General features: G+C 67.4%; 9 protein-coding genes. 7 read left to right on the top strand and 2 right to left on the bottom strand.

Features of this window, described 5'->3' with window-relative positions; translation table 11 throughout:
- Positions 1 to 2 precede the first annotated feature (2 nt).
- On the bottom strand, positions 3 to 4,064 hold the full coding sequence (gene hrpA, locus ASG75_RS12920; RefSeq protein WP_056390094.1) for an ATP-dependent RNA helicase HrpA: 4,062 nt from the start codon (positions 4,062 to 4,064) through the stop codon (positions 3 to 5).
- Positions 4,065 to 4,208: 144 nt separating this feature from the next.
- Between hrpA and ASG75_RS12915 the strand changes: the two genes are divergently transcribed.
- Positions 4,209 to 4,676 carry a Dps family protein gene (locus ASG75_RS12915; protein ID WP_056390088.1) on the top strand — a complete coding sequence of 156 codons (468 nt, stop codon included), beginning with the start codon at positions 4,209 to 4,211 and terminating at the stop codon, positions 4,674 to 4,676.
- A 52-nt stretch (positions 4,677 to 4,728) separates the two neighbouring features.
- Here the strand turns inward: ASG75_RS12915 and ASG75_RS12910 are convergent, their stop codons facing one another.
- Positions 4,729 to 6,609: an LTA synthase family protein gene (locus ASG75_RS12910; RefSeq protein ID WP_235580232.1), complete on the bottom strand. Its 1,881-nt coding sequence runs from the start codon at positions 6,607 to 6,609 to the stop codon at positions 4,729 to 4,731.
- A 398-nt stretch (positions 6,610 to 7,007) separates the two neighbouring features.
- Here ASG75_RS12910 and ASG75_RS12905 point away from each other — a divergent pair, with 398 nt between their 5' ends.
- The 6 genes from ASG75_RS12905 (at position 7,008) to ASG75_RS12880 (ending at position 18,445) form a co-directional block, all read left to right on the top strand.
- The gene (locus ASG75_RS12905; RefSeq protein ID WP_056390080.1) at positions 7,008 to 9,608 is read left to right on the top strand and encodes a glycosyltransferase family 2 protein; all 2,601 of its coding nucleotides are present in this window, start codon (positions 7,008 to 7,010) and stop codon (positions 9,606 to 9,608) included.
- Between the two features lie 144 nt (positions 9,609 to 9,752).
- Positions 9,753 to 11,522, top strand: a complete 1,770-nt coding sequence (locus ASG75_RS12900; protein ID WP_056390078.1) for an autotransporter assembly complex family protein — start codon at positions 9,753 to 9,755, stop codon at positions 11,520 to 11,522.
- Positions 11,523 to 11,734: 212 nt separating this feature from the next.
- On the top strand, positions 11,735 to 15,484 hold the full coding sequence (locus ASG75_RS12895) for a translocation/assembly module TamB domain-containing protein (protein ID WP_056390075.1): 3,750 nt from the start codon (positions 11,735 to 11,737) through the stop codon (positions 15,482 to 15,484).
- A gap of 101 nt (positions 15,485 to 15,585) precedes the next feature.
- A complete protein-coding gene (locus ASG75_RS12890) occupies positions 15,586 to 17,637 on the top strand; it encodes a M13 family metallopeptidase (RefSeq protein WP_056390073.1) in 2,052 nt (683 codons plus the stop codon).
- 148 nt (positions 17,638 to 17,785) lie between these two features.
- Complete coding sequence (locus tag ASG75_RS12885) at positions 17,786 to 18,007, top strand: AbrB/MazE/SpoVT family DNA-binding domain-containing protein (protein WP_056390071.1); 222 nt, start codon at positions 17,786 to 17,788, stop codon at positions 18,005 to 18,007.
- A 9-nt stretch (positions 18,008 to 18,016) separates the two neighbouring features.
- The gene (locus tag ASG75_RS12880; protein ID WP_056390674.1) at positions 18,017 to 18,445 is read left to right on the top strand and encodes a type II toxin-antitoxin system death-on-curing family toxin; all 429 of its coding nucleotides are present in this window, start codon (positions 18,017 to 18,019) and stop codon (positions 18,443 to 18,445) included.
- Positions 18,446 to 18,584: the final 139 nt, after the last annotated feature.

The raw sequence follows: 18,584 nt of genomic DNA, 5'->3' as shown, positions 1-18,584 counted from the left end.
GTTCAGCCCAGCGCCGCCAGCGCTTTCGCCAGCCGCTTCGCCGAGACCGGTTCGGCGGTCTTCAGTTCCTGCGCGAACAGCGATACGCGCCATTCCTCGATCAACCAGCGCAGCTCGGCCAGGTCCGCCGCATCGGCACCGGCGGCGCGCTGCTGCAGGTACGCGCGCCAATACGGCATCACTTGCAGCATGCGCTGCTGGTCCTTCGCCGGGTCCTGCCGCAACCGCTCGCCGCGCAGGCGCATCGCCTTCAGATAGCGCGGGTAATGCGCCAGCCGCGCCGCCGGCAGCTCGCGCAGGAAGCCCGGCGTCAGCAGCGCGTCGAACTGTTCGCGCAGGTCGTCGTAGCTGGCGCGGGCGAAGCCCAGCAGCGGCGGCTGCAGCCACGGCTTCAGTTCGGCCTGCGCTTCGATCACGGGTTCGGCCAGTTCCAGCCGTTCGACACCGGCGCCGAACAGCTCGCGCGAAAACTGTGTGCGCAGCTTCTCGAACGCAGCGGCAGTGCGCACGTCCAGCTCATGTTGTTCGAGCAGGTCGCCGAAGCCGCCTTCGAGCAGGTCCTCGCGCAGCCCGTCCACGCCGCCAAGCGGCGCGTACTGCAAGGCCAGCGCGTTGCCGAGCGGCAGCCGCCGACGCGCCTGTTTGGCGTCGCTGGCCAGCGCATTGCGCAGCAGCCGCACCACGCCTTGCCGATGTGCCGCGCGCGCCTCGTCGCTGCGCTCGAACACGCGCAGCGCCACCGTCTCGCCCAGGTCGACCAGCGCCGGGAACGCGGTGAGGCCACCGTCGGAACGCACCTGCGCCGGGATCTCCTCGAAATCCCAGCTGGCCACGTCCTCGCGGGTCAGCTCGATGTCGGTCTTGCGCGAGAACGCCTCGCGCGCCTGGCCTTCCCATTGACCGCGCAGCGCAGCCAGGTCGCGGCTGCTGGCCAGCGTCTTGCCGCGCTCGTCGTGCAGGCGATAGCGCATCAGCAAGTGCGGTGGCAGTTCGACAGCGGTGAATTCGCTCGCGGCAAGGTCGACGCCAGTGGCGCGTTTCAGGAACGTGGCCAAAGCTTTCGCCAGCGGTTCGTCGCGCGGCGACTCGGCCTCGACGAAGGCGCGCGCAAAATCCGGCGCCGGCACGAAGTTGCGCCGCAGCGCCTTCGGCAGGCCGCGGATCAGTTCGGCCACCTTGTCGGCGAGCAGGCCCGGCACCAGCCATTCGCAGCGGGCGGGCGGCAGCGCATTCAACATCGCCAGCGGCAGGTGCAGGGTGACGCCATCGGCTTCGTCGCCGGGGACGAAGCGGTATTCGAGCTTGTACCTTTGCGGTGGGATTTCGAGTGCAGCGGGAAACGCCTTCGCGTCCAGCCCCGCACCGCCGACCAGCACATCGTCCAGCGACCAGCGCAGCGCGGCCTGCTCGGCCGGGCGCGCCTTGCGGTACCACGCATCCAGCGCGCGGCTGCTGGCGATCTCCTCGGGCAGTTTGCCTTCGAAGAAGGCGACCAGATCGTCCTCATGGCGGATCAGGCCTTCGCGACGCTGCTTCGCCTCGATACCGAGCGCCTCCTCCAGCACGAGCTGGTTAGCGCGCACGAAATCGACGCGGCTGTCGATGTCTCCGCGCACCAGCGCCTCGCGCAGGAAGATCGCGTGGGCCAACGCGGGATCCTGTGGCTGGAACGTGACCGGCCGCTTCTCCACCAGCACCAGGCCGAACAGGCTGACCTGTTCGTACGCCACCACGCAGCCGCGTTTCTTCGACCAATGCGCGTCGCGGCAACTCGTGCGCAGCAGGTGCGCCGCCTGCTGCTCGATCCACAGCGGTTCCACGCGCGCATTCGCCATGCCCCACACGCGCCCGCCCACGTCGAGGATCTGCGCGGAAAACAGCCAGTTCGGCGGCGCCTTGGACAAGGCCGAACCGGGAAATACCTGGAACTTGCGTTCGCGCGTGCTCTGGTAGACGCCCTTCTCGTCCTTGCGGCCGACCTGGGTGGGCAGGCCGGAGAGCAAGGCGCGATGCACGGATTCGTAGAGACGCGCAGCAGTGTCATCGTCCTGACTCCCTCCCCTGCTTGCAGGGGAGGGCTGGGGTGGGGTTCGCTTTTGACTTTGTGCAACAGAGCGAAAAGCTTCACCCCCTCCCAGCCTCCCCCTGCGAGCAGGGGGAGGAGCAGATCCTGCATTCCGCACTTCGTCCCCCACGGGAGATGAAATATCCAGCTTCCAACCAAGCTCCTGCACCACCAGCAGCAACTGCCGATGCAGCTCGCGCCATTCGCGCATGCGCATGAAGCTGAGGAAATGCCGCGAGCACCAGTCGCGCAGCTTCGACTGGGTCAGTTCCTCGTGCGCGTCGTGATAGGCGCGCCACAGGTTCAGCACGCCGACGAAGTCGGACTTCGGGTCGGCGAACACGGCGTGCGCGGCGTCGGCCTGCTGGCGCGCATCGCCCGGGCGCTCGCGCGGATCCTGGATACTGAGGAAGGACACGATGGTGAGCAGTTCGCGCAGGCTGTGCAGCTTCTCGCCTTCCACCAGCATGCGTGCCAGTTGCACGTCGATCGGCAACCGCGCCAGGGTGCGGCCGATCGGCGTGAGCTTGCGCGCGTCGTCGATCGCGGAAATTTCGGTGAGCCGGCGGAAGCCGTCGGCGACCACGCGCGGGTCGGGCGCCTCCAGGAACGGGAACTCGTCCACCTCGCCCAGCTGCAGCGCCAGCATGCGCAGGATCACGTTGGCCAGCGACGAGCGCAGCAGTTCCGGATCGGTGAACGCGGCGCGGCCGGCGAAGTCGGCCTCGTCGTACAGCCGATAGCAGACGCCCGGCCCCACACGGCCGCAGCGTCCCTTGCGCTGGTCGGCGGCGGCCTGCGAGACCGGTTCCACGTGCAGCCGCTCGAGCTGGCTGCGCTGGCTGTAGCGCTTCACCCGCGCGGTGCCGGTGTCGACCACGTAGCGGATGCGCGGCACGGTGAGCGAGGTCTCGGCCACGTTGGTGGCCAGCACCACGCGGCGCTTCACGCCGGGCTTGAACACGCGGTCCTGGTCGCCGGCGGAAAGCCGCGCGTACAGCGGCATGATCTCGGTCTCGCGGTACTGCCGACGCGACAGCAACTGGTGCGCGTCGCGGATCTCGCGCTCGCCGGGCAGGAATACCAGCACGTCGCCGCGCGGGTCGTCGTGGGTGATCTCGTCGAGCACGGCGGCGATGTGTTCGGCGCTGCCCTGCTGCATGTCCTTGCCACGCCCCTGCCGCGCGGCGATCTCGTCCAGCGAACGCCAGCGCAGCTCCACCGGATATGCGCGCCCCTCCACCTCGACCACCGGCGCGCCGTCGAAGTGCTCGGCAAAGCGTGCCGTGTCGATCGTCGCCGAAGTGACGATGATCTTCAGCTCCGGCCGCTTCAGCGCCAGCCGCTTGAGGTAGCCGAGCAGGAAGTCGATGTTGAGGCTGCGCTCGTGCGCCTCGTCGATGATGATGGTGTCGTACGCGGAGAGCCACGGGTCGCCCTGGGTCTCGGCCAGCAGGATGCCGTCGGTCATGAACTTGATCAGGCTGCGCTCGGACACCTGATCGTTGAAGCGCACCTGGAAACCCACGATCTCGCCCAGCGGCGTGCCCAGTTCCTCGGCCACGCGGCGCGCCACCGAGCGCGCGGCCAGCCGGCGCGGCTGGGTGCAGCCGATCATGCCGGCCTCGCCGCGGCCGGCGGCCAGGCACAGTTTCGGCAGCTGGGTGGTCTTGCCCGAGCCGGTCTCGCCGGCGATCACCACCACCTGGTGTTCGCGGATCAGCTTGACGATGTCTTCGCCGCGCGCGCTGATCGGCAGCGACTCGTCCAGCCGGATCGGCGGCTTGGCAGCCACCCGGGCGCGGCGTTTGGCCGCGGAGCGCTCGATATCCGCGACCAGCGCCCCCAACTTGTTCTCGTCCGGCCGGCGCGACAACGCACGCCAGCGACCCAGCAGGCGACCGAAGTCGCGGCTGGACACCGCATCCAGTTGCCGGCGCAGCTTGCGCAGGCCGGGATCGGCGGCGGGATCGGTAGCGGGCGGGTGAGCATCGTTCATCGGACCGCACATGATAGCCGCTGGCGACCCGCCGACTTGATAGCCCCCGGCTATCGGCCGCATCGGAAGGATTCATTTCACCGTCACCGACCGACCCGCTACTGTTTGCCCACGCCGTCAACCCATCACAGGAAGGAGCAGCACATGGCCATTTCCATCGGTATCGCCAAAAAAGATCGCGAGCAGGTCGCCAAGCATCTGTCCAAGCTGCTGGCCGACACCTATTCGCTGTACCTGAAAACCCACAGCTTCCACTGGAACGTCACCGGCCCGCAGTTCAACAGCCTGCACATCATGTTCGAGACCCAGTACAACGAACTGTGGCTGGCCGCCGACGAGGTCGCCGAGCGCATCCGCACGCTGGACGTGTTCGCCCCCGGCTCCTACAGCCAGTTCGCCAAGCTCAGCTCGATCAAGGAAGAGTCCGGCGTGCCGGAATGGAAGGAGATGGTGGGTCAGCTGGTCGAAGGCCACGAAGTCGCCGCCGCTACCGCCCGCGACGTGCTCAAGGCCGCCAATGCCGCCGGCGACGACGGCACCGCCGACATGGTCACCGGACGCCTGAAGGAGCACGAGAAGACGGCGTGGATGCTGCGCTCGCTGCTGCGTTGAGCGCCGCCGGCAACACCATGAGGAAACCCGGCATCGCGCCGGGTTTCTTCGTTTACAGCTGGCGCGTCACGCAACATGGCACCGGTTCCACCGGCCTGGACACGCTCGCGGCTGGCGCCGGCGCGGGTTGCATGGCCTTGGGCGGCAGCACGTAGCGCTGGTTGAAATACGCCCAGCTCGACCACAGCGCATGGGCCAGCGCCAGCCGGTCCAGGGCGGGATCCACCGGCACCGGCGTGAGCGTTTCGCCGTCCGCCTGGTAGTGGAACTGCTCGGCCGGCTGTCCCGGCTGCAGCACCAGCAACTGGTCGCGCTGGAGATAACCGTAGTTATCGCCGTACTGCATGATGGCGCGGTCGGGATAGTGCACGGTGAGGTCGGCGCCCAGCATCGGGTGCACGCTGCTGATGCCGATCAGCGACAGCAGCGTCGGCGCCAGATCGATCTGGCTGACGATGTGTTCGTCCCGCTGCACCGGCACGCCGGCACCGAGGATCAGCGCCGGAATATGGAAGTGCCGCACCGGCACCAGGCTGGCGCCGAACACGCGCGAATCGTGGTCGGCCACGATCAGGAATACGGTGTGATCCCAGTACGGCGACTGCTTCGCGCGGGCGAAGAACTGGCCGATCGCCCAGTCGGCGTAACGCGCGGTGTTCTGCACGCTGGCCGCCGGCGTGCTGGCCTGGATGCGCCCGGCGGGATATTCCCACGGCGTGTGGTTGGACACGCTGAAGGCCAGCGTGAACTGGCGCTTGTCGCCATCCTGCATCAGCCGATGGTGCAGTTCGTTGAACATGTCCTCGTCGGAAGCACCCCACGAGCCGACGAAGGTCGGCTTCACCTCGAACTTCGGCTGATCGACCACCTCGTCGAAGCCATTGCCGAGGAAGAACGACTTCATGTTGTCGAAGTGCGCCTCGCCGCCGTAGATGAAGCGCGAGCGATAACCGAATTCGCCCAGCAGGCCGGCCAGGGTAAAGAAGCCGTGCTGGCTGCGCGGCAATTTCAGCACCGCCTCGGCCGGGGTCGGCAGAAAGCCGGTATTGACCGCCTCCAGTCCGCGCACCGAGCGCGTGCCGGTGGCATAGGCCCGCGCCAGCAGCCAGCCCTCTTTCGCCAGCGCATCGAACTGCGGCGAAAGCTTGTCCCCGCCCAGCGTGCCGATGTACTGCGCACCCAGGCTCTCCTCCAGGATGATCACCAGGTTCAGCGGTTTTGCCGGTTTCGCCGCGGCCTGCTGGCGATGCATGCTGGGGTGTTGCGGGTCCAGCATCGGCCCGTCCAGGCCGGCCGCCTGGCGCACGAGGCGCTGCATCTCCGGCTCCGGCATCGGGCCGTAGACCGTCGCTGCCGAACGCTCGTTGCTCATGCCGCGGATCGCGTTGATCACGTTGTAGAGCGAGTTCAGCGGCAGCGAATTCACCATGCTGTCGTCGCTGAACGCCACCACCGAAGCGTTCAGCGGCCGATGGTCGAGCGTGCCGCGCGCAGCCAGAAACAGCACCACGAACGCCGCCGCCGTCACCAGCGGTCGCAGCCGGAACTTCATCCGCGCATCGACCAGGTGAGTGCGCAGCAGCCGGAAACCGAGCCAGCCCAGCAGCGCCAGCGCGACCAGCCCGACCAGCAGCACGCCCTTGTAGCCGTGCCACAGCATCGCCGACACCTCATGCGGACTGTTGAGGTACTCGACGTACAGGCGGTTCGGGCGGGTGTCGTATTCGAGGATGAACTGCGGCGTCGACACCTCCAGCAGCACGAACAGCAGCCACCACAACCGATACCACCAAGCCGCGATGCGCGTGGGCCAACGCCGGTGACCCAGCCACGGCGACAGCAGGGCCGGCCATGCGCAGACCATCGCCAGCAGGCACAGGTCGATGCGCCAGCCGCCGAAAAGGACCGGCCACAGACCGTCCGTCGGCTGCACCCGCGGCCACAGCCACAGGCAAAGACCAAACCGGCTCAAGGTGAGAAAAACGAAGGTGAGTAGCAGGAACCGCCAGGTAAGCTGTCGCAAAAGTGACCCCAAACAGGAAACGCCTGGCCCCCGAGACCGAGCGGTCGCCGCGACGCCGTCGATTCGGCGCGGGCAACCGGCACGACTCTAGCCCAAAAGACCTGCCGACTGCCCGGCGGAGGGTCACCATCGGCTCCCGGCTCGCCGCTCCCGCTACCGCAGCCAGCGAGCCCTGCCCACCCGAAACTACCGCCCCGGCTGACCTTGCGCTGACCGCGCCCGACGATCTTTATTGAGCCCGATGCCATGGATTGGTTAAGCTCCTCGGGCTTTACCGCCTGTTGCGCAGGCTTCCTCCGGGGATTTTTTTGAGCGCCACCGCAGCAAACCACAACAGCCGGTACCCGCTGCTCACGGCGATCGTGCTCGCCCTGATCGTGGCCGCGATGAACATCGGGCTGTGGTGGTACGGCAACCTGCCGCATGGCCCGGACGACTGGCACGGCAAGATCGGTGGTTTCTCGCTGTCGGTCTTCCAGCGCTACCAGAGCCCGTTCAAGCAGGATTATCCCAGCAGCGACGACATCGCTGCCGACCTGAAGCTGCTGCATCGGTACACCGACCGGGTGCGCACCTATACGATGCAGCAGAACCCGCAGCTGTACCGGCTGGCGCAGAAGGAAGGCCTGAAGGTGATGGCCGGCGCCGAGATCGACAAGCGCCTGGACAACAACGAGCGCGAGATCGAGCTGCTGATCGCCAAGGCGCGCGCCTACCCCGATACGATCACCCGCGTCATCGTGGGCAACGAGGTGCTGTTCCGCAACGATCTGCCGCCCGAGCAGATGATGCTTTACCTGGATCGGGTGCGCGCCGCCGTGCACCAGCCGGTATCGATCGCCGAGCCGGACTACATCTGGCTGAAGTATCCCGAACTGGCTCAGCACGTGGATTTCGTCACCATCCACTTGTTTCCGTTCTGGAACGGCATCGCGCGCAAGGACGCCGTGCCCGCCGCGCTCGGTGCCTACCAGCAGATCCGCCAGCGCTATCCGGACAAGCCCGTCGTGGTCGGCGAGATCGGCTGGCCGTCGAACGGCGACCGCCACGAGTACGCCGACCCCTCGGTCTCCAACGAGGCGATCTTCATCCGCGACTGGATGAACGCGGCCAAGGCTCAGCACATCGATTACTTCCTGCTCGAAGCGTTCGATCAGCCGTGGAAGGAAAACCTGGGCGAGGGCCGCACCGGCGCGTACTGGGGCATGTTCAACGCCGACCGCCAGATGAAGTTCCCGCTGACCGGCCCGGTCACCGAAGACACCGCGTGGCCGTGGAAGGCGATCGCAGCAAGCCTGCTGGCACTGCTGCCGATGATCCTCTTCGCCCGCCGCTTCAGCCGCTTCAAGCTGATGGGGCGGCTGTTCTTCTGCATGCTGATCCAGCTGGCCTGCGGGCTGATCACCTGGTCGGCCACGCTGCCGTTCAACTTCTACCTGAGCTGGATCGACTGGACCATGCTCACGCTGCTGTTCCCGGCGCAGATCGCGATCCTGGCGATCCTGCTGATCAACGGCTTCGAGTTCACCGAGGTGCTGTGGCGGCGCGAGTGGATGCGCCATGCCGGCATGCTGAAACCCGATCCGCCCGAGAAGCAGCCGTTCGTGTCGATCCACCTGGCCTGCTACAACGAGCCGCCGGAGATGGTGATCATCACGCTCGATTCGCTGGCGGCACTCGACTACGCCAACTTCGAAGTGCTGGTGATCGACAACAACACCAAGGACCCGGCGGTGTGGCAACCGGTGCAGGCGTACTGCGAAAAACTGGGCAAGCGCTTCCGCTTCTTCCACCTGGCACCGTGGCCCGGCTACAAGGCCGGCGCGCTGAACTTCGGTTTGAAGGAAACCGACCCGCGGGCCGACGTGGTGGCGGTGATCGACGCCGACTACGAAGTGCGTGCCGACTGGCTGGCCACGCTGACCGGTTACTTCCATGACGCGAAGGTGGCGGTGGTGCAGTGCCCGCAGGCGCACCGCGAGTTCGCGCACAACACGTTCCGCCGGATGACCGCGTGGGAATACGACGGCTTCTTCCGCATCGGCATGCACCATCGCAACGAGCGCAACGCGATCATCCAGCACGGCACCATGACAATGGTCCGGCGCAGCGCGCTGGAAGGCACCGGCGGCTGGTCCGAGTGGACCATCTGCGAGGACGCCGAGCTGGGCCTGCGCCTGATGCACGCCGGCTACGAGCTGGTCTACGTCGACGAACTGATGGGTAAGGGCCTGACCCCGGCCGACTTCAAGGCGTACAAGAGCCAGCGCTACCGCTGGGCGTTCGGCGCGATGCAGATCCTCAAGGGCCGCTGGAGCTGGATGACGAAGAAGGGGCCGCTGTCGGCCGGCCAGCGCTTCCACTTCCTCACCGGCTGGTTCAGCTGGTTCGCCGATGCGCTGCACCTGGTGTTCACCCTGATGGCGCTGTTCTGGACCGCCGGCATGGTCGCCTTCCCGCAGTACTTCAGCCTGCCGATGCAGCTGTTCCTGATCCCGGTGATCGGCTTCTTCTTCGCCAAGGCGATCTTCGGCATCGTGCTGTACCGCGCCCGCGTGCCGTGCAGCTGGTACGACACCTTGATGGCCTCGCTGGCCAGCATGGGCCTGTCGCACGCGATCGCGCGCGGCATCCTGCACGGGCTGACCCGCGAGAAAACCTCGTTCGTGGTCACCGCCAAGAGCCGGCGCCTGGGCGGCAGCAACTTCGCCGCGTTCGCGCCGGTGCGCGAGGAGCTGCTGATGGCGCTGGCGCTGATGCTGTGCATCGTCGGCATGGCCGAAGGCTACGGCACGCGCTACATCGAAGGCACCTTGTGGATGTTCATCCTCGCCGCGCAGTCGATCCCGTACGTCTCGGCGGTGACCGGCGCATGGATCGCGCACAAGGCGGGCGACAAGGCCGGTTGATATCGCCTCGGCGATGTCAACAAATCAAGCACGACGCTTTGGCCCTGGTGCCAAGGTAATGAGCGGCATTCATACCCAGCCAACAACGACTTGGGTAAGCTTCCCTCGCCCCGTGTAGACGCCCCAGAGGATGGAACCCCACGCATGCGCCGCCCCCGCCGACGCCTGAGCCTTTTGCTGCTGTTGCTGCTGGCATCACAAGCCCATGCCGGCGTGCGGCTGACGGTCGATGGCGTCGAGGATCCGCTGAAGACGGCGGCCATCGCCGGCGTGGAGCTGTCGCAATACGCGACCCGTGAAGTCAGCGATGCGCAGGTGCGGCGCCTGTACGAGCGCGCGCCCGGCCAGGTAAAGTCCGCGCTGGAGCCGTACGGCTACTACGACGCCAGCGTCACCGGCGACCTGCAACAAGTCGGCAAGGACTGGCAGGTGACCCTGCACGTGCAGCCGGGCGAGCCGGTCAAGGTCACCGCGGTCGACGTGCAACTGGACAAGGAGGCGGCGCAGCTCGCCCCGCTGCGCCGCGCGAAACGCGCGCTCGAACGGCTCAAGGGCAAGCCGCTGAACCACGGCGCCTACGACGCGGCGCGCGACGCGCTGAGCGCGCAGCTCACCGCCAACGGTTTCCTCGACGCCCGCCTGCTCACCCACCGGGTCGAAGTCACCCGCGCCGACCACAGCGCGGCGATCAAGCTGGCGTGGCAGGCAGGCCCGCGCTACCGCTACGGCCAGGTGCACTTCGACGGCTCGCAGTTCAACGACGGCTTCCTCGACCGCTACGTGCCGTTCAAATCCGGCGACTACTTTTCGCAGAACCAGCTGCTGGAACTGCAGCAGGCACTGAACGGCGCGGACTATTTCGCGGTAGTCAACGTGCTGCCGGACATGGACGCGGCGAAGGGCGGCGTGGTCGACATCAGCGTGCAGCTGGCGCCGGCCAAGCGCACGATCTACACCGGCGGCCCGTTCATCGGCACCGACACCGGCTTCGGCGTGCGCGGCGGGATGGAGCGGCGCTGGGTCAACCGGCGCGGGCACAAGTGGAAGAACGAACTGGTGGTGGCGCAGAAGCTGAAGACGCTGTCCACGCTGTACTCGATTCCGCTGCCCGGCGACAACCAGCGCAGCTACAACGTCGGCGCGAACTTCCGCGACGCGAACACCGCCACCTCGCAATCGCGCACGCTGGAACTGGTCGGCAACGAGACCCGCCAGTGGCACGGCTGGACCCGCACCCTGGGCGTGCATGCGCTGTCCGGCACGTTCACCGTGGGCAAGCGCGGCGGCGAGCCGGACAACACGCCGGGCATCGAACGCGGGCAAAGCACGCTGGTGTTCGGCGAGGCCGCGCTGACGCGCAAGCAGGCCGACAACCCCGACTTCGTGCGGCGCGGCTGGCTGCTCAGCGTGGCCGCGCGCAGCACCGCCGGCAGCCTGCTGTCCGACGCCAGCTTCAGCCAGGTCATCGCCGACGCGAAATGGATCCGCGCGTTCGGCACGCGCAGCCGCAACCGGCTGATCCTGCGCGGCAGCGCCGGCACGACCTGGACCAACGACTTCGCCGCGCTGCCGCCGCAACTGCGCTTCTTCGCCGGCGGCGACCGCTCGGTGCGCGGCTACGGCTACCAAGCGATCGGCCCGCGCAACAGCGCCGACCGCGTCATCGGCGGCCACAACCTGCTGGTCGCCAGCACCGAGGTCGAACACTACTTCACGCGCAACTGGGGCATGGCCGCCTTCGTCGACACCGGCAACGCGTTCAGCGGCACCGACTACCGCCCGAAGATCGGCGCCGGCCTCGGCCTGCGCTGGCGCTCGCCGGTGGGCATGATCCGCGTCGACCTGGGCACGCCGATCCACGACGACCGCGCGCACGGCATCCAGCTGCATCTGGTGATCGGACCGGATCTGTGAGCGGTCGCCGCAGGCGGCTGCTCACAGGCGATCCACGGATGGATCGCACGCGCATCGACCACGGCGTGGTCGATGCGGCGGAGCCGGGTCCGTGCAACGGACTCGGCGAGTTGCAAAAGGGCAGGACTGCCCTTTTGCAACTTTGAGTAAAAGATGGGATCCCGAAAAGCAAAAAACGCAATCACTGAGGAAAAACGGAAGGCATCGGATTCATGAAGTGGTTCAAGCGCATCGCCATCGCATTCGCCGCACTGCTGCTACTCGTGGCGGCGACACTGTGGTGGCTGCTCGGTACCGGTTCCGGCCTGCGCTTTGCGCTGGCGTGGGCGCAGGCCGCCACCGACGGCGCGTTGCATGTGCAACAGGCGCAAGGCCGTCTGCTCGGCCCGCTCGACCTGGCCGGTATCCGCTACGACGACGGCAAGGGCACCGTGGCGACCGTGGCAAAGGCGCATCTGGATCTGCGCTTCTGGCCCTTGCTGACCAAACGCCTGCATGTGCTCGCGCTGGACGTCGATGGCGTCGAGGTCGCCCTGCCGAAGTCCGCACCGGATGACACCTCCCGCCCCGGCAGCTTCTCGCTGCAGCCGCCGATCGAACTGATCCTCGACCGCGTGCACGTGGGCACGGTGAAGCTGACGCAGGACGGCCAGCCGCTGTTCGCCTCCAATCAGTTCGACCTGGCCGGCAGCTGGACCGGCCGCGGCATCGAACTGCGCCAGCTCGTGCTGCAGGCGCCCGACGGCCACGCCAACCTGGATGGCAAGCTGGCGATCGGCACGCGTTACCAGGGCAACGGCAAGGCCGCCTTTGCCTGGAAAATCGGCGAGACCCGCTACGCCGGCAGCCTCGACGCACGCAGCGATGGCAAGCGCGCGCAGCTCGACCTCAAGCTCACTGCGCCGGCCGTGGCCCGATTGCAAATGGACCTGATCCAGTCCGGCGACCACGCCTGGACCGGCCGGCTCGACGCGCCGCGCTTCGACCCGAAACCGCTGCTCGGCGGCAGCTCGCTGAAGGCACTGGCGATGGCCGTGCAAGGCCATGGCGACCGCTACGGCGGCACGCTCGATGGCCGGCTCGATCTCAACGACTACCAGTTGCTGCTGCAACCGCTGCGCGCGCAATTCAGCCACGATTACGACACGCTGACCCTGCAGCAACTCAAGCTCGGTTCGCCGCAGATCAAGGGCAGCGTGGAAGCCAGCGGCACCGTGCAACTCGCCGCCAAGCCACTCAGCGCCGCACTGAACATCCGCTGGAACGACCTGCTGCTGCCACCGGATCTGGCCGGCCAGGCGCTGGCCAGCCGCGGCGACATCAAGGCCAGCGGCAGCGCCGACAAATACCATGTCGAAGGCGACGTCGACATCGGTCCGCCGGGCAAGCTCGCGAAGCTGGCGCTGAACCTGGACGGTACCGCGCAGCTGATCACCCTGCACACGCTGCAACTGAAACAGGCACAAGGCGGCTTGCAGGCGCACGGCACGCTGACCCTGCAGCCGAACCTGGCGTGGCAGGCCGAAGCGACCGCCGATAGGTTCGACCCCGGCCAGCTGTTCGCCGGTTGGAACGGTGCCCTGGATTTCGACGTCGCCAGCAGCGGCAGCCTGCCGAAAGACGGCCCCGACGCCACGCTGGAGATCCGCCGGCTGGCGGGCAAGCTGCGCGAGCGCGCGGTCAGCGGCCACGGCAAGCTGCACCTGTCGCCGGACGAAGTGGTCGACGGCCAGCTCGATCTCGCCTCCGGCGGCAGCACGGTGAAACTGGATGCCCGCCCCGGCGCCAGCAACGATGCCGACTTGCAACTGGCGATCGCCTCGCTGGGCGACTGGTTACCGGATGCAAGCGGCCGTCTGGACGGCCATTTCAACATCCGCGGCCGGCTACCGAAGCTTGCCATCAACGGCCAGCTGCACGGCCAGACACTGGCCTGGCAGCAACAGAAGGCGGATACGCTGCGACTGATCGTGGGCATTCCCGACATCAGCCATCCGGCCGGAAAACTCGATCTGCAAACCGGCAACGTGTACCTGCAGGGCCTGCTGTTCCAGCATATCAACCTGCTGGCCGAAGGCAGCCAGGGCGACCATCAATTGCGCGTGGATGCCCGCGGTACCCAGCTTTCCGGCGAGCTCGCCCTGCACGGCGCGTTGAAGGGATCGGCCTGGAACGGCACGCTGTCCACCCTCAACCTCGAACCGCAGGGCATGCCCGGCTGGCGCCTGCTGCAGCCGTCGCGACTGAGCTACAACGATGGCGCGATGAGCCTGTCCGAGCTGTGCCTGAGCGCCGGCGACCCGCAATTGTGCGCGGCCGCGAAACGGGACAAGCCGGGCAACCTCGACGCCAGTTACCGGTTGCAGGCACTGCCGCTGGCGTTGCTGCTGAACGCCACCGGCAACGCCGACCTGCCGATGCGCGCCGATGGCGTCATCGAGGGCAGCGGCAAGATCCGCCGCAGCGCCGCCGGCGCGCTCAGCGGCAACGCCTCGCTCAGCTCCGCGCATGGCAGCGTCAGCTACACCGACCGCGCCGACGAACCGCTGCTGCGCTACGAGCAGTTGCGCGTGGACGCCGACCTTGTGCCCACCGGCCAGCGCATCGCCGTGCACGGCGGGCTCGACGACGGCGGCCGCATCGACGGTCAGGTCACGATGAGCGGCGCGCAGCAGACGCTGGGTGGCCAGCTCGACCTGCGCCTGAACAACCTCGCCTTCGTCGAGCTGTTCAGCAGCGAAGTGGCCGGCGTCAAGGGCGGCGTCGACGGCAATTTCCGCTTCGCCGGCACGCTGAAGCAACCCGCGGTCACCGGCCAGGCGAACGTGCGCGGCTTCGCCGCCGAGGTGCCGTCGGCCGGACTCAAACTGAGCGAGGGCCAGCTCACGGTCAGCACCACCGACGCGCGGCAGTTCCTGATCCGCGGCAGCGTGCAATCGGGCAAGGGCAGCGTGGCGATCGACGGCAGCGCCGCCCTCGGTGCCGACGCCCGGACCAGCCTCACGCTCAAGGGCAGCCAGTTCACCGCCGCCGACATCCCCGCGGCCAAGGTGGTGATCTCGCCCGACCTCACCGTGACACAGGACGCCAACGGCATCGACATCGGCGGCGCGCTCAGCATCGACAGCGCCGACGTGAATGCCGAAAAATTGCCCGGCGCCGGCGCCACCCAGGCCTCGCCCGACGTGGTGGTGGTCGATGAGAAGCAGCAGCAACAGGCGGCCAGCAAGCTGCCGATCCGCGCCCTGGTCAAGGTGGATCTCGGCCGCAAGACACACGTCGTCGGCATGGGTCTGGACGGCCGCGTCAGCGGCGTGCTCACGGTGGTCGAGCGCCCCGGCCGCGCCACCACGGGCCAGGGCCAGATCGCGGTGAACGGCACCTATCGTGCCTACGGCCAGAACCTGCAGATCCAGCGCGGCCAGCTGCTGTTCGCCAGCACGCCGATCGACAACCCGGGCCTCAACATCCGCGCCGTGCGCAAGCTCAACCCGAACGCCACCATCGACGAAGGCCAGGAAGTCGGCCTGCTGGTCTCCGGCACCGCGCAGCGACCGATCCTCACCGTGTTCTCCAACCCGGTGATGGAGCAGTCCGACGCGCTGTCCTACCTGGTCACCGGCAAGCCGCTGTCGCAGGTGAAGGGCGGCGAAGGCGACATGGTGGGCGCCGCCGCGCAAGCGCTCGGCTCGGCCGCCGGCGACCTGCTGGCCAAGAGCATCGGCTCGAAGCTGGGCGTGGACGACGTCGGCGTGTCCAGCAACGAGGCGCTCGGCGGCAGCTCGGCGTTCACCGTGGGCAAGTACCTGTCGCCGCGGCTGTACCTCAGCTACGGCGTGGGCCTGTTCGAGCCGGGCGAGGTGATCACCCTGCGCTACCGCCTCAGCAAGCGCTGGAACTTCGAGGCACAGCAGGCCACCGAGTTCAGCCGCGCCAGCTTCAACTACCGCATCGAGAAATGATTGCGCAGGCGTCGGCGAACGCGGGTGATAGCCCATAGGTCATGCACACAAGGCCGGGATGGCGGACTATCGTGGGCGCTTCCAAGCGCAAAGGAACGACCATGCAACGCATGCGATGGGTACTGACGGCGGCGATCCTGTGCAGTCCGGCGGCATGGGCGGCGACGCCGGCGAGCCAGCCTTCCGGCATCGACCTGGCCGGGATCGACCATGGCGTGAAACCGGGCGACGACTTCTTTCGCTACGCCAACGGCGGCTGGCTAAAGACGGCGCAGATTCCTGCCGACCGCTCCAGCACCGGCACCTTCCTCAAGGTGTTCGAGCAGGCCGAGAAGAACACCGCCGAGCTGATCCGCAACGCCGGCGCCAGCCACCCGGCCGCCGGCAGCAACGCGCGCAAGATCGCCGACTACTACGCCGCCTGGATGGACACCACCGCGATCGAGCAGCACGGCCTGGTCCCGCTCAAGCCGGAGCTGGCGCAGATCGACGCGATCGCCTCGCGCGCCGACCTGGCACGCGTACTGGGCAGCCGCCTGCGCGCCGACGTCGATCCGGTCAACGCCACCAACTACCACACCGCAAATCTGTTCGGCCTGTTTGTGACGCAGGGCCTGGAAGATCCCTCGCGCAACTTCGCCTACCTGCTGCAGGGCGGCCTGGTCATGCCCAGCCGCGACTACTACCTGTCCGACGACGCGCACATGGTCGCGACCCGCGCCAAGTACCGGACCTACATCGGCGCGCTGCTGAAGCAGGCCGGCATGGCCGACGCGGAGGCGAAGGCCAAGACCATCCTCGACCTGGAGACGAAGATCGCCACGGCGCAGGCGAGCCTGCTCGACAGCGAGGACGTGCACAAGGCGAACAACCTGTGGCGCACGACCGACTTCACGCAGAAGGCGCCGGGGCTGGACTGGGCCGCGTATTTCAAGGCCGCCGGCCTGGACGGCCAGCCGCAGATCGACGTGTGGCAACCGACCGCGGTTACCGGCCTGTCCGCACTGACCGCCAGCGAGCCACTACAGGCCTGGAAGGACCTGCTGCTCTTCCACACCCTGGATCAGAGTGCGGGCCTGCTGCCCAAGGCCTACGCCGACCTCGGCTTCGACTTTCACGGCCGCACCCTGCAGGGTACGCCCGAGCAACGGCCGCGCTGGAAGCGCGCGGTGGGCGCCACCAGCAACGACCTCGGCGACGCCGTGGGCCAGCTCTACGTGAAGCATTACTTCCCGGCTTCGTCCAGGGCGGAAGTGGAGCAACTGGTGAAGAACCTGCTCGCTGCGTTCGATCAACGCATCGACACGCTCGGCTGGATGACGCCGGCCACGCGCGAAAAAGCCAAGGCCAAGCTCGCCACGATACGCGTCGGCGTCGGCTATCCGGATACCTGGCGCGATTACGCCACGCTGGACATCCGCGCTGACGACGCACTCGGCAACCAGCGCCGCGCAGAAAAGTTCGAGTACGAACACCAGCGCGCCAAGCTGGGCCAGCCGGTCGATCGCGCCGAATGGTGGATGACCCCGCAGACCGTCAACGCCGTGAACCTGCCACTGCAGAACGCGCTGAACTTCCCCGCCGCGATCCTGCAGCCGCCGTTCTTCGACCTGAACGTCGACGCCGCCACCAACTACGGCGCGATCGGTTCGGTGATCGGCCACGAGATCAGCCACAGCTTCGACAATATGGGCGCCGAATTCGACGCCGAAGGCCGCCTCGCGAACTGGTGGACGCCGGAAGACCTGGCCCACTTCAAGGCCGCCGGCAAGCAGCTGGCGAAACAGTTCGACCAGTACGAGGCGCTGCCCGGCCTGCACGTCAACGGCGAACAGACGCTGGGCGAAAACATCGCCGACGTCTCCGGCCTGACCATCGCCTACCTGGCCTATCACAAGTCGCTCGGCGGCAAGCCGGCACCGGTGATCGACGGCCTCAGCGGCGACCAGCGCTTCTTCCTCGCCTACGGCCAGGCCTGGCGCTCGAAGATCCGCGACGCCGCCCAGCGCCAACGCCTCGCCACCGACGTGCACGCCCCCGCCGACTTCCGCGCACAAACCGTGCGCAACCTCGACCCGTGGTACCCGGCGTTCGGGGTGAAGCCCGGCGAAAAGCTGTATCTGGCACCGCAGGAGCGGGTGAAGATCTGGTAAGGGATTCCGCGGTGGCGATGGCGCAGGAACAAGCCTGACGCTTGAGGCTGCTGCGCCAGCTATTGCCCCCGGCACCTTTTCAAAACGCATTGCCTCCAGGGCAGGCAATAACGTATAACATACGTTATAACTTGCCCTGGAGGCCGCCATGAAACTGAAGATCACCACCATCGGCAACTCTGCCGGCGTCATCCTGCCGCGCGAACTGCTGGCCCGTCTGCGCCTGGAAAAAGGCGACGAACTGTTCGCGCTGGAAACCCCCGACGGCATCCGCCTCACCACCTACGACCCTACCCTGGCCAAGCAGATGGAAGTGGCCGAGGAAGTCATGCGCAAGGATCGCAACGTACTGCGCAAGCTGGCGCAATAGGTCATGGCCATGATCATCTGGATCGAAAGGCCGCTCGCCATCGCCATCCACGAACGCCAGCTGGCCGAACACGGCGGTGGCATCGGCGTGCGCGACGAGAATCTGCTGGATTCCGCACTCGCCCGCCCGCAGCAAAGCCACGCCTACGGCGACCCACCGCCGGATCTCGCCGACCTCGCCGCCAGCCTCGCCTTCGGCCTGGCCCGCAACCACCCCTTCGTCGACGGCAACAAGCGCACGGCGCATGTCTGCTACCGCGTCTTCCTCACCCTCAACGGCGCCAACCTCGTCGCCAGCGACGAGGACAAGTACGTCAGCATGATCGCCCTCGCCGAAGGCAGCCTGTCCGAGGCCGAGTTCGCCGCCTGGCTGCGCCAGCACATCAGCCTCGATGCCAAAAAACGCGTGAACGAGCCGCGTGCACGCTACGCGCGCTGAAACCGCCAGGCTACCGCTCCACGCTCTCGAATCGCGCATAAAAGCGGCGACGCCCATTCGAAGCGAGTTCGCCCGCGCAGATCGCTCCATCGCGCCTGCCCGCTACGCGCTGGCGATCACCGTATCGCCCGATGCACTC

The organism is Rhodanobacter sp. Soil772 (assembly GCF_001428385.1).
Taxonomy (GTDB): domain Bacteria; phylum Pseudomonadota; class Gammaproteobacteria; order Xanthomonadales; family Rhodanobacteraceae; genus Rhodanobacter.
Note: the sequence above shows the minus strand (reverse complement) of the source record. Positions and strands in the feature narration are given on the sequence as shown.